We start from the raw sequence: 12,927 nt of genomic DNA, 5'->3' as shown, positions 1-12,927 counted from the left end.
AAAACATAGAGTCTTGGGCATAGCGTCGTATATATTGCCTGTGAGCTTGTTATAAAATCCTGCATATGGTCATGCGCGTGAGTCCATTCCCATCCTTCTTTGTTGCGGCTTCTCAGGTTTTCAGAGCCATAAAAAAGCCGGCAAAAATGATGGTGAGCTATGGGCTGCCAGTTCTGGTTGTGGCAATCTGCGGTACAGCCGTTGAGTTTGATGAATACCAGCATGCCATTTCCAGAATTAACGAGGCTGCCCGCCGGGATAGTCAGGCTTATGCCAACCTGATTATGGAGCGGCTGGATACCCGCTTTACCGAGCTGGATATGGCGCTGGCCGCGCTGCGCGGTGCGGATGACAAGCTTGGCACTCCTCTTTCTCCCCAGGTTGAGCTGTCGCTTCGGCACTATCTGCTTTCGCGCCCGGCTTACTCGACTTTTAGTGTTCTGGGGGCTGATGGTGAGAGCATACAATGGTCCAGCTCGGAGCAGAAAAAAGCACTGGATGAACCATTGCGGGATTTTTTACCCGTTCCCAAAATGCCACATCACCTTCTGGGGCCGGTGCATTATTCGGAAAGTCTGGGAACAGTCGTGCTGCCAATGCGGGTGCGCGAAAAAGACGGTGGAAAAGCGGGCTATTTTTTAGGGTCTCCTTACCGGCTCAGCAGGTTTCTGGATGAGCAGGAACTGCCACCGGATTACCGGAGCTGGGATTTTACGGTTATTGATACCCGGAGCGGGCAGTCCCTGACCCATTTGCTGCATATGCAGGTGCAGGTTCACCCTTTGTTGTCTGTAAAGCCGGAAATGGTCGCGCTGGCCCCTGTGCCGGGTTACCCGTTTGTTGTGCAGACGCTGGTATCTTCCTCGCGCGTATGGCACGCATACAGCCAGCAGGCTCCCGCGCGCTGGAGTGCGGAGGCACTGCTGCTTGTCCTGTTATTGCTCGTCGGGGAGTTTTTAATCCGTCGGCGTGATCGTGAGCAGATGGCGCATTTGCGCAGGCTGACCGATTTTAACATGTTTATGGCACAGGCCAGCCAATGTGCCAGTCAGGCAAATGATGAAGCGGGGCTTTTGCAGGAAATCTGCGATATGGCCATACGCTATACTCATTTTAGAATTGCCCTTATTGCCCGACCGGATGAAGCGCAGTGGTTTCAGATGCTCGCAATAAGCGGTGCGCGGGCGTATCTGAATAATATTGCCATTTCCGCGCGGGGGGACCTGCCGGAAGGGCGGGGTACTATTGGTCAGGTCTGGCGCACGGGGCTACCTATTTTTAATGCGTCTTTCTCCAGTAACGCCGCCCTTGCGCCATGGAAAGAACGCGCGCTCAAGCTGGGGTTGCGTTCCAATACGGCTCTGCCGATTTACAGGGATGGCAAGGTCTGGGCTGTTTTTAGTGTTTATCATGAAAAAGCAGATATTTTTGATGATCAGCTCCAGATCCTGCTCAAGGAAGTCTGCATTAATATTTCCATGGGTCTGGATAGGATTTATAGCCAGCAGTTGAAAACCGCCTTGCTGGATAATTCCCTTGTGGGGATTCTTCTTGTAAAAAACAGGGTTGTTCAGATGACCAACTCATATGCCACGCATATGTTTGGTCTTGAGCCTGATGCCCTTGTTGGCAAATCAACCGAAATATTCTACGCAGATCAGGCCGAGTTCGAGCGTATTGCCGAGTTTTATGAACAGCTTGAGCAAAAGCGTACAGTGCGGATAACCGGCGTGCGCCTTGCCCGCTCCGATGGACAGATTTTGATTGCTGATTGTTCAGGCGTAAAATTGTCTGATCTGCAAAATGATATTTCTGTCTGGACGCTCGAGGATGTAACCAGCAGGGATGTCGCAAGGCGTTTGTACCATGCACTGGTGAACGCGGCAGATGCCGTGTTGCTGGCCACGGATGAACGCGAGATGTGTCGCCGGGCCTGCCTGGATCTGGTGCGGGATACGCTGTTCCATGCGGTCTGGATTGGTCGAGTAAGCGACGTAGGGCAGCTGGAGGTTTTATCCCATGCCGGGGAGGGTACCGAAGGGATAGAGCAGATCAACAACTGTCTGGATCAATCCTGCTCCCTGTCCCAGCCGCTGGTGATTATGCGTGCATGGCGCGACAGGGATCTTGCTTATAGCAACGATGAACTTGCAGAGCAGGCCAATAGTCCCTGCTTTGAGTTTATACGCGCCAATAACTGGCGTGCGGTGCTGTGTGCACCCATTTGGCGTGATGGCCAGATATGGGCGATCATGACCTTTGTTTCCCCTCAGGCGCAGGTGTTTGATGCGCCAAGCATTGCATTGTGCAAACGGGTTGCCAGCCTGTTGGGCCATGCGCTGGACAAGCTCGATGTGAAACAGCGCATTGAATGTTTGCAGGAGCAGGAAGCTGCCCGCGCCCGGCATGATATGCTGACCGGCCTGCCCAACCGTCTGGCGCTTACGGAGTATCTGCCGCAAGCTCTTGCCCGTGCGCAGCGCCAGACGACCAGTGTTGCCATTGGCATGATTGATCTGGACGGCTTTAAACAGGTGAATGATACATACGGGCACGAAGCTGGGGACAGGCTTTTGCAGCAACTGGGGCAAAACCTGCAAGCCCGGATACGCCAGACAGATTTTGTTGCCCGGTTGGGTGGCGATGAGTTTGTTGTGGTGTTTGAAGGACTGACACCCACGCAGGCGGTTGAGCAGGTGGAAGTTGTGCTGGCCGCGTTGCATACAGCAGTTGAAAAGCCTTTTCCGGTTACAGTGGAGGACACCGCAACTGTTGGTATGACACTGGGGGTGGCATTGTACCCGCAGGATGGTGAAAATGCCGAAAGTTTGCTCAAACGGGCCGATAAGGCCATGTATCACGCAAAACAGAATAAAAAAACGCGTGAAAAATGGTGGTTTTTGGTGAAGGATCTTGCGGGTGACGCACCGGATGCTCCCCTGCTCTGAGGTAGCGGGCTCCGCATGGTGCAAAAGAGGTGTTTTCTGTCGGCCTGAGTTTGCGTTATGCGCAACATGGGATTGATTGAAAAACCTGATGCCAGAAATACAGCGCAAAAATTACCGTTTTACTTTGTGCTAGCTGGCCCTTATTGCTACCAAATATTGTCCTGAATACAGGACTTTTCTCACAGATATAGCGGCTTCAATGGACACAAAGACTCTTTTTTCCGGCATGGCTCTGGCCTTTGGCGCTTATGCGTCTTTTGCAGTGAGTGATGCATTTTCCAAATTGCTGGCTGGCCAGCTTGATCCATTTGAAGTGGCTTTTTCTGGCGGGGTTTTTGGTTTTCTTATTCTGCCCTTTATCCGCAGGTCCGGTGAATCCTATCTGGATATCGTCAGGCCGCAAAAATGGGGCATGTGGTTGCTGCGTGCTGGGTGTGTGTTTGCTGCTACGGCTGCCAGTGTGGAAGCGTTTATGCTGCTCCCCATGCCCGAAGCCCTTTCGCTCATGTTTCTTATGCCGCTGTTTGTAACAATCCTGTCCGTGCTGCTGCTCAAGGAAAAAGTGTCATTCTGGGCATGGCTGGCGGTTGTACTGGGGTTTGTCGGGGTTCTTATTGTTCTGCGCCCCGGGCTTCGTGCGCTGCAATGGGGACACCTGTGCGCGCTGATCGCAGCTTTTGCCAACGCTGGCAGTGTTATTGCCTATCGTCTGGCGGATAAGGAGCCCACGCGCCTGTCCCTGTTTGGTTCAAGCCTGATTGGTCCTCTGGTTGGCAATGGGCTGCTTATGGGGCTGCATGCACAATGGCCTGCCACAATGACAGCATGGGTCTATCTGTTTGGTTACGGCTTTCTTGCGGCTTTGGGGCAGTTGATGATGATGATGGCAACAGCCAGAGCACCTGCTAACCGTGTTGCGCTGCCGCAGTACAGCCAGATGGTGTGGGGGGTGGCTTTGAGCTACCTCGTATTCCGCCAGCCGCTGGATGGTTGGACATTCGTGGGTATTATTGTGCTAATGTCTTCCGGTATTCTGAACTGGGTGCGTCAGAGAATCCGCTATGAGCGGATGGCCATGAAGGAACGCCTTGCCCGCCGTAAAGCCCGTAAGGCAGACAAGGCCGGTCAACTCGTGAGTTGACCGGGTTGGGGCCGCTGCTTCAGGCTTCTATAATTTTTGAACCAAAAATGGCGGATTGCAGGATAATGGTCATGGCAATGCGTGTGTCCATGACCTTGCACATGGTGTTGAACAGCATGCCTGTGGCAACGGTCATGGCGGAGCCCCAGAACGGTTTTGGGAGCGGGCCATATGGTCCGGGTTGATCGGGGTAATCCTGCTGAAAAATAGGTTCCACGTATGCCCACATGGCCTCGCGCAGGTTTTCTGTAGCAATCAGAGGGCGGAAGTGGGCTTCAACATCAGGCATGCCTTCTTCTGTGGTGCCCAGGCGGCTGGCAACGCTTGCAAACTGGGCGTTCAGGTCCGGTAAGTCCTGTGCGGAGCAGCCGTTCTGGAGTGCAGGCCCACTCAGGCAGGGCCACAGGCCGGGGTTATGCACACTGGCGTCACCTTGCATCAGCAGTTGGTTGAGCTGCTCACCAAACATAAAGGTCCGTCCCCCAGCCAGTGTATGGGCCATTATATCCTGCTCTGGCCGTTGCCCAGAGTGTATGAGCGCAAGCAGACTGGTTTGGGCGGCAAACCCACAAACGCTCCCTAAAGCCGCAAATAGCGTAGGGGCATGTACGCGCCGGTTATCATCTTGTAACGGGCGTGCAAAATTGCGCACGATTTCGGTTGTGACAAGGTTAAGAAGGGCCGCCTGAGGAAAATCTTTCCAGACAACACCATCTGAACCCGTTGTCTGGTTTTGTGGGGCGGAGGAGTAGGGCATGCAGACAGGCCTTGGTGTTTTGTATGGACCAAAGAGTGCTCCATAACGCGAACTGTGGTTTCCATCCAGCATGCAGGGGCAATGTTGGGGAGGGGGCTATGGAAAGGAACAGCCTTTAAAAGATTATAAAAAAGAGATGTGTAAAAATAAATCGGAATGATATGTAAATTAATAAGGTGTAACAAATTCAATATCATGCATAAAATTCTTGATCTTATAAAATAAAATTATGTCCATTATAAAAATAATAACTTGCCTTTGTATTGGATGTATGGGAAAAATATAGAGTGGATGCTCTTATAAGGCGAGTTGGTGCGCGTTGTGCCAGCCTTGTCCTGTTAGAAGTTACGATTGCGCACGTGTTCTGTGCGCGACCACGACGTTAAAAAGGAGCCTAGTTATGGCAACAGGCACCGTAAAATGGTTTAATTCGACCAAGGGTTTCGGTTTTATCCAGCCTGAGGATGGTGCGCAGGACGTGTTCGTTCACATTACTGCTCTCGAACGTGCAGGTATGGCTTCGCTCAGCGAAGGGCAGCAGATTTCTTACGAAATCGAAGCTGGCCGTAACGGCAAAAAGTCTGCTGTCAATCTCAAGGCAGTTTAAGACCAGACCAGCAGAAATGCTGTCTGAAGCCGCCTTTCGGGGCGGCTTTTTTTATGTCTGGGGTTAAGTCCGGTCAGGTGTGGTCTGGCGCGCGTGTTAACAGGTAGCTGATCATGGCCCCGACCAGGCAGCAGGTGGCACTGGCCAGGAACATGGCGGGGTAGCCCGCAAGTTCAATGATAGGCCCAAGTGTAAAGCCTGAACACGCAATGGCCAGGTCCAGAAAGATGGAATAAGCGCTGAGTGCAGCACCACGGTTATGAGGGCCTGCCTTGTTAACCGCCAGAACCCCTAATGCCGGGAACAGAAGCGAAAAGCCTGCCCCTGTTAGGGCTGCCCCCAGCAATGCACTGGTATGGGACGGAAAAACCCCAATAACAACCAGTCCAATCGCTTCGACCAGCAAGGAAACAATGGCGACAAACACGCCTCCGCGCCGTTTGATCTGGGATGCAAAGAAAAACCGGATACACACAAACACGATGCCAAAAACAGCAAGTGCCGTAGCCGCGCCAGTCCAATGATGGGCTGCATAATACAGTGCCAGAAAAGACGAGATGGCGGCAAACCCGATAGAGCCTGCGGCAAGGGCCGAGCCGTGCCACAGAACCAGATGCAATGCCTTGCTGAAAGCAATAGGCGTTTCAGTTGATGGGTGAGGCTGGGCTCCGTGGTAAAAGCCAATAAGAGCAAGCCCGAAGAGTGGTAATGCGGCAGAAAGGGCACCAACTGAAACCAGCCCCCCATACGGTGCAGGCAGGAGTGCAAGTGCCGCACCAACCGGTGCCCCCAGAGCAATGCCCCCGTAAGAGCATATTCCGTTCCATGATATGGCCAGTGCTGTGTTCTCGGCCCCCACGCGGTGAATGTTCCATATGATAACACCCGTTGCTGTCCAGCTTTCTGCCCAGCCCAGAAAAAGACGGCTGAGCAATATAATGGCAAGGGAAGCAGAGGGGGCATATGGCAGCAGACCCGCCCCCCCCAAGAGCAGGCCGGAGCAGACGCAAGTCAGTAACCCGCCAATAACCACGGGTTTGGGGCCTATTCTGTCCACCAGCCGTCCGGCGGAGGAGCGGGCCGCAAAGGTGGCCAGATATTGTAGGGCAAAGGTTAGCCCGGCCAGCGTTGTGCTGTAGCCCAGCGTTGTATGCACAAAAATGGTCAGGACCGCATTGGGCATGCCTATAACAATATAGACAAGCAGATTGAACAGAACGACGGAAAGAACCTTCCTGATCGGAGATGCGGCTGATGTTTGTGCGGTGGCCATGCCGTAATTGGAACAGATTTTGAACGCTTTGCACAGCAGGTTAAGCGCATGAGCAGCAATGTGATGAGTATGTGGGGCATGGAGCCGGAGAGGCCCTTTGGTGCCGGCATGGCGCAAAGAATTCGGCAGAGTAAAAGGGGATTTTTATAGACCGATCGGTCTAGTTGTATTGACTGAGCACTGTAGATACTCTATTAAATACGCATGAGTGTTGTAGAAAAGCATAATGCAGCCAAAAGGCGTATTGTAGAAGCCGCACGGTCTATTGTTGGGGAGCGTGGGTTTTCTGCTGTAGGCATTTCCCAGATACTGGAAGTTGCAAGTATCCCCAAAGGATCATTTTACCATTATTTTGATTCGAAGGAGGCTTTTGGCGAAGAACTTTTGCGGATTTACATGGATGATTATCTGCAAAAAATGGACACTCTGTTCTCACCCGATGTTGGTAATGCAGCGGACCAGCTGTTTGCGTATTTCCGCTTCTGGCAGGAAACGCATGTGGATGGGAAAACAGGCGATAAATGCCTGATTGTTAAGCTGGCAGCTGAAGTATCTGACCTGTCCGAACGCATGCGCAGAATTCTGGATACCGGCACAGCCAAAGCTATAGACCGCATTGCCCGCACCATTGCGGAAGGGCAACAGGAAGGCTCGGTCCAGCGTGGGATGGAGGCTCAGGCACTGGCGGGGGCTTTATACCAGCTCTGGCTTGGCGCGACCTTAATGGTCAAGATTACGCACCGCTCCCAGCCGTTTGAAAAAACATGGCAGGCGTCCCAGCGGCTCCTTCTGCCCTGATCCGGCGGGGTGTGTAGCTCAAACCGACCCGGTTTGGTCTTTTTTAAAATGCTTTTGTTACAAGCATGTGCGTAACGTGCAGGGCGGATATGAGCCGATCGGTCTATTTTCGTCGTTGACCGCATCTATATCCATACATATATAGACAACATGAGTAGCACAAACCAGCAAGCCTCGGTTTTGGCGGGGTGCTGTTTGTGTGGAGTTATGGTCGTGCACTGTTGTTCCAGGTTGTGGGCGCAAGAAGCGGGCAGCATCCGGCTGCTTCTCATGTGCCAACAATTAAATAGACTGGTCTATTTTTAATCGCCCCGATGTTGTGCGCGGTCGCGCATCGGGTGCGGGGTAGATTGTGCACACTTCTGCCTTGGCGACTTTTAATACTTGTGAGGAAAAAATGGCCTACGCGTCAACAAACCCCTATACGGGCGAAGTTCTAGCCACATTCCCCGATGCAACGGATGCGGAAGTGCAGACCGCACTGGCACAGGCTCACGCAGCTTATGAAAGCTGGCGCGAAACATCCTTTGCAGAACGTGCACGGGTCATGACGGCCGCCGCCGCCATTTTGCGCCGGGATGTGGATAAATATGCCCTGCTTGGCACGCTGGAAATGGGCAAGCTGTTTGAAGAATCCAAAAAAGAAGTGATTCTTTCAGCCGAAATTTTTGAATATTACGCAAAATTTTCCGAAAAACTGCTCCAGCCTGAATCCCTGCCGGTTGCCGATCCCTCGGAAGGCAAGGCCACTTTGGTGCATGAACCGCTGGGTATTGTGCTGGCAATCGAACCTTGGAATTTCCCCTTCTATCAGGTTGTGCGCATTATTGCGCCCCAGCTTTCTGCCGGTAATGCCGTGCTGCTTAAGCATGCTTCCAACCTGCCGCAGTGTGCAGCAGCCTGCCAGAGCCTGATGGAAGAAGCCGGTCTGCCCAAAGGCCTGTTCCGCAACCTGTATGCTGCGCGCCCGCATACAGCCATGATCCTGAATGACCCCCGCGTTTGCGGCGTGGCCCTGACCGGGTCCGAAGGTGCTGGCGTTATTATCGCAGGCACGGCGGGCAAAGCCCTTAAAAAGGCAACCATGGAACTGGGTGGCGCAGACGCCTTTATTGTTCTGGATGATGCCGATGTGGAAAAGGCTGCCAAATGGGCCGTGCTGGGCCGCCATTGGAATGCAGGGCAGGTGTGTGTGTCTGCCAAGCGCCTGATTGTGGCTGATGCCGTGTATGACCGCTTTCTGGAGCTGTACAAAAAAGGTGTTGCCGAGCTTAAGGCGGGTGATCCTATGGACCCAGCCACCACACTGGCTCCGCTTTCTTCCCAGGGTGCCAAGGATGACCTGCACGATCAGGTAACGCGGGCCATGAGCCATGGCGCAAAGGTAGAAGTTATTGGTGCCCCCGTGCCGGGTAAGGGCGCGTTCTTCCAGCCGCTGCTCATGACCGGTCTGGATGAGAATAACGAAGCCCGCCATTGGGAGTTTTTTGGCCCGGTGACACAGCTTTACCGTGCGAAAGATGAAGATGACGCCGTGCGTATTGCCAATGATTCGCCCTATGGTCTGGGTGGGTCTGTCTTTACGCGGGATGAGGCGCGTGGTGCACGTGTTGCCGCCCGGATACGCACAGGCATGGTGTTTATCAACCATCCGCTGGCACCAAAGGCCGATCTTCCGTTCGGGGGTATTGCCCGTTCCGGTTATGGCCGCGAGCTGATCGGTCTGGGGATCAAGGAGTTTGTTAACCACAAGCTGATCAACACTGTTGATATTGACGCACCGTTCTGATGAACACAGCCCGGTGGAAGTAATATTCCACCGGGTTTTTCAAAAAATACTGACTGAATAAGATACTTTTTTATAAAAGTATCAGAATGAAACTCCCGGACTAAAATAATTCTTCTGTGTTTCCCATGCGGGAAACCCTTTTGGCTGCTCTTCCATTCTGCGTGTTTTTTAAAGAGGTTGGTAAAACCGATGGCATCCAGGTCTGAAATTCTTATTGTTGGCGGTGGTGTGGCCGGGCTGGCTCTTGCAACGCGTCTGGGTAAAACGCTGGGCAGGCAGGGTAAGGCCCGCATTACACTGGTGGATAAAAGCTTCTGCCACGTGTGGAAGCCCATGCTGCATTGTTTTGCGGCAGGGACGGTCATGAACGAAAATGACCGGATCAGTTTTATGTCGCAGGCCAGCGGCAACCATTTTGAGTTCTGGCCCGGTGAGGTCGTCTCTCTGGATCGGGAGAAACGGCAGGTAACTCTAAGCCCTTTTCATGCCTCCGATGGCACGCCGGTGCTGGAAAGCCGGACACTGACATATGATGCTGTAGTGCTGGCGGTGGGAAGCTGCGCGAACGATTTTGGTACACCGGGAGTTAAGGAAAACTGCCTGTTTATTGATAATCTGGTCGAAGCCAATTCTTTTAACGAGAAGTTCCGCATGGAACTGCTCAAGGCGTTCGCCAGCACATCCAAGCTGGACATTGCCATTGTTGGTGGCGGTGCAACGGGCACCCAGCTGGCTGCGGAACTGCATAAATCGCTCGAAATTGTGGACCCGGTCAGCCTGCATGCCTTTGGCAAGGAGCCGCCCAAGCTCAGTATTACGCTGCTTCAGTCCGGTGCACGTATTCTCCCGGCTTTTCCCGAATCTGTTTCGGTGGCAGCGCAGCAGGAGCTGGAGCGTATTGGGGTAACCGTGCGCACATCGGCCAGAGTGGCAGGGGCGGATCAGAGCGGCTTTATCCTCAAGGATGGCACGCATGTGCCTGCCATGCTGCGTGTCTGGGCTGCTGGGGTTAAAGCGCCGGAAGTTACGCGTGCCTATGGGGGGCTATCGCTCAATCGTGCGGGGCAGATACAGGTTAAACCCAACCTGTGCTCAGTGGATGACGACCGGATTTTTGCAATGGGGGACTGCTCCTTTATTGTGGATGACCCTTTGCCAGCAACCGCGCAGGTTGCCCGCCAGCAGGCCATTCACCTTGCCCGGCACCTGCCTGCCTGGATTGAGCACGGTCAAGAAGTGCCTGGCTGCATTTTTCATAACAAGGGGGCTATTGTTGCCTTGGGCAATTATAATGGCTGGGCGGCCCTGCCGGGTGGGCGTGTGTTGGGGGGCGGCTTTATGCGCGGGCTTTCTGCCCGTATTGGCCATATCATGCTTTACAGAAAACATCAGGTTGAACTGTACGGATTACTGCGTGGTCTGGCCTCCATTTTTGCGGACAGGATTGAAACCTTTATCCGCCCCCCTGTAAGGCTGGATTAATCCCGGCCAAGCAGGATTAGGGGGAGTTGTAGGCCCCTGTGTTTTTCGGTTTTTGTCTTCAGGTATTTCAGGCCCCGGCCTGCTTCTGGCCTAATTCTGGAAAGGATAATACCGGAAGGTTACAAAAACCGTGTTGCCGTTTACGGTTGGGCGGGTTGTCGTTCCGGTATCATTCACGCCCCGAAAAGCAAATTTTCGAACATAGGTATATTGCAGGCCCGCCATAACACTACCGTAATGCCCATCCAGCAGGTGCCACCACCCACCCATTGTGTACGATATAAGGGACTGGGTCTGGGCATTGCAGACCCCCATCATCAGGGAGCAGCCTGAAAGTCTGGCATTGGGGGAGCCATAGCCGTAATAGTTGCCATCCGCTCCTTCATAAACCGTGCGGTGGGCGGCTTCCACACCACCATAGGAATACAGGAGCAGGTTGTCCGTCGGGTGGCCGATCAGGCCAAGGGAGCCAATAATTTCGTGCAAGGGGGCGGGTGCGCCGGTGCTGCGGAAGGTCATGTCGGGTAACTGGCTGGGGCCGTAACGGCCAATTCCTCTGCCTGCCAGCACATCCCCCACTAGCTGCATTTTACCAGACAGAAGCGGCACAGCCATGGAGCCACCAACACCGCCCCCAAAGGCAACCCGGGAATGCGCCTGACCACCAAGCCCCCCACTGCCCCCGCCATTGACAACAATGGTGCGGAACCACCGTGCCAAGCCGTATAGTTCGTAATGCCCAGCAGAAGTGTCCACCGCAGTCTTGAGAACAATATCCGGCGCGGCATCAAGGCTGTAATGGGCTTCGGGGTCCAGCATGCCTGTACCCGTGCTGTTATAGATTACATGCGGGCCAGACGTTTGCCCCATGGCGGGTGGAATGTTGCCGCCGGAATCCAGCGTGGAATCATCAAACCCAAGGGTAGCCTGCGGGGTTTCAACCGACAGGCCAAGCCACCACTTACGGTGGAAGTCCTTGATAAAGCGCACCTGAGGCACACGGGTAAAGGTTACGCCGGGAATAAGGTTGCTATCCACAACAGGGGGGAGTTGTTCGTGCCTGCGCAGCAGGGTGCTGGTGTAGCCCGTGGTCAGGCTCCATGCCTGACCGGCCAGAAAGTGCAGGCCCAGATCCCGGTCGTCTGCCGCCAGATAGGCCTGTCGCATTCTGGGCACGTAGCTGTTGGTCTGCACGGCATTGGAATTGCTGCCAGAACCGCCAAAATCGCTTTCCACGTAAGCTTCAACGGTAACCCCCCGGGCGGGTTTGCCCTCAATCAGCAGGCTGAAGCGGCTGAGCTGGGCGGTCGGGCGGTATTCGGAGGCATGGGCATTGGGGTTTCCGGAGTAAGGGAAGGCACCCCAAGGGGTTGCTGGGCCTGCGGTCAGGTTTTTGTCTCGGTAGATATTGGACATATCCACAAATCCCCCCAGTTTGACTGAGACTGAGCCAATTTTGAAAATAGGGGGTAGGCTGTCCACTTCTGTCTGGGTGAGCGCGGTAGGGCTGGAAGAAGACAGGTTGATGTTTTTAACGCTTGGCGTGTCCTGCGCCATGGCTGTGGGGGCAGGGTCGGCAGAAAATGGTTCGACTGGCTGGTTGTTGATCCGGATTGGCCCGGCCAGTTCTTCCGTCTGCTGGCTTGGCATGGAGGGTGAGCGTGCCAGACGTGTGCCCGCTGTGCCAGAAGCCTGTTGACCAGAGGCATAGTGGCTGGTGGGGTTCTGTTCCGCACGGGGCTGGTGGCGGAGGGGGCTACGGGGTGTCCGCTGGTTTTTCTGCAGGTCTTTAACCTGTGCCTGAAGTTGCAGAACCATGCTGCGCAATTGTGCAATTTCGGCACTATTGTCGGCCAGAGCTGCGCGGGGGAAGCTGACCATGCAGCCCAGAACGCATGATAGCCCAAAATACCAGAGGTCCTGCGTGTAGAGATGTAGAAAAGACTGTTTTTTCACCCTGACCGATCCTCGTGTGGCCGGCTGGAGACGATTATCCTTTCAACGCCTTACCGGTAACGAAGCAGTGATTTAACGGGTATTGCTCCAGTCTAGATATGCCAATTTGGCGACCCATCCATACAGGGCGAATTCAGGCCGCCCAAACGGCCGGAAGTGCCAGACTGGTACAGTGG

9 protein-coding genes are annotated in these 12,927 nt (G+C 54.0%); 6 read left to right on the top strand and 3 right to left on the bottom strand.

What is annotated here, in order from left to right; translation table 11 throughout:
* Nucleotides 1-146: 146 nt before the first annotated feature.
* Both ACSYTG_RS12210 and ACSYTG_RS12205 read left to right on the top strand, forming a co-directional pair.
* The gene (locus ACSYTG_RS12210; RefSeq protein WP_489783373.1) at nt 147-2,948 is read left to right on the top strand and encodes a sensor domain-containing diguanylate cyclase; all 2,802 of its coding nucleotides are present in this window, start codon (nt 147-149) and stop codon (nt 2,946-2,948) included.
* Between the two features lie 199 nt (nt 2,949-3,147).
* The gene (locus tag ACSYTG_RS12205) at nt 3,148-4,089 is read left to right on the top strand and encodes a DMT family transporter (RefSeq protein ID WP_233129013.1); all 942 of its coding nucleotides are present in this window, start codon (nt 3,148-3,150) and stop codon (nt 4,087-4,089) included.
* Nucleotides 4,090-4,108: 19 nt separating this feature from the next.
* On the opposite strand, the gene ACSYTG_RS12200 is transcribed toward ACSYTG_RS12205, so the two are convergent.
* Nucleotides 4,109-4,846 (bottom strand): hypothetical protein, encoded by a 738-nt coding sequence (locus tag ACSYTG_RS12200; RefSeq protein WP_489783372.1) that lies wholly within the window; start codon nt 4,844-4,846, stop codon nt 4,109-4,111.
* 400 nt (nt 4,847-5,246) lie between these two features.
* On the opposite strand from ACSYTG_RS12200, the gene ACSYTG_RS12195 reads away from it, so the two are divergent.
* Nucleotides 5,247-5,453, top strand: a complete 207-nt coding sequence (locus tag ACSYTG_RS12195) for a cold-shock protein (RefSeq protein ID WP_086645119.1) — start codon at nt 5,247-5,249, stop codon at nt 5,451-5,453.
* Between the two features lie 73 nt (nt 5,454-5,526).
* Here ACSYTG_RS12195 and ACSYTG_RS12190 read toward each other — a convergent pair whose 3' ends face one another.
* Nucleotides 5,527-6,726, bottom strand: a complete 1,200-nt coding sequence (locus ACSYTG_RS12190; RefSeq protein WP_165925932.1) for an MFS transporter — start codon at nt 6,724-6,726, stop codon at nt 5,527-5,529.
* A 204-nt stretch (nt 6,727-6,930) separates the two neighbouring features.
* On the opposite strand from ACSYTG_RS12190, the gene ACSYTG_RS12185 reads away from it, so the two are divergent.
* From ACSYTG_RS12185 to ACSYTG_RS12175, 3 genes are all read left to right on the top strand, one after another.
* Entirely contained in the window at nt 6,931-7,524 is a 594-nt protein-coding gene (locus tag ACSYTG_RS12185) for a TetR/AcrR family transcriptional regulator (protein WP_278740593.1), read from the top strand.
* 397 nt (nt 7,525-7,921) lie between these two features.
* Nucleotides 7,922-9,313, top strand: coding sequence for an NAD-dependent succinate-semialdehyde dehydrogenase (locus ACSYTG_RS12180; protein ID WP_354858029.1), 1,392 nt, complete (start codon nt 7,922-7,924; stop codon nt 9,311-9,313).
* Nucleotides 9,314-9,502: 189 nt separating this feature from the next.
* Nucleotides 9,503-10,795 (top strand): NAD(P)/FAD-dependent oxidoreductase, encoded by a 1,293-nt coding sequence (locus ACSYTG_RS12175; RefSeq protein WP_253529785.1) that lies wholly within the window; start codon nt 9,503-9,505, stop codon nt 10,793-10,795.
* 90 nt (nt 10,796-10,885) lie between these two features.
* Here the strand turns inward: ACSYTG_RS12175 and ACSYTG_RS12170 are convergent, their stop codons facing one another.
* Nucleotides 10,886-12,751: a hypothetical protein gene (locus ACSYTG_RS12170; protein WP_489783371.1), complete on the bottom strand. Its 1,866-nt coding sequence runs from the start codon at nt 12,749-12,751 to the stop codon at nt 10,886-10,888.
* Nucleotides 12,752-12,927 lie beyond the last annotated feature (176 nt).

The organism is Acetobacter sp. ESL1128 (assembly GCF_058505085.1).
The sequence above is the reverse complement of the archived record's forward strand: the minus strand, read 5'-3'. Positions and strand labels throughout refer to the sequence as shown.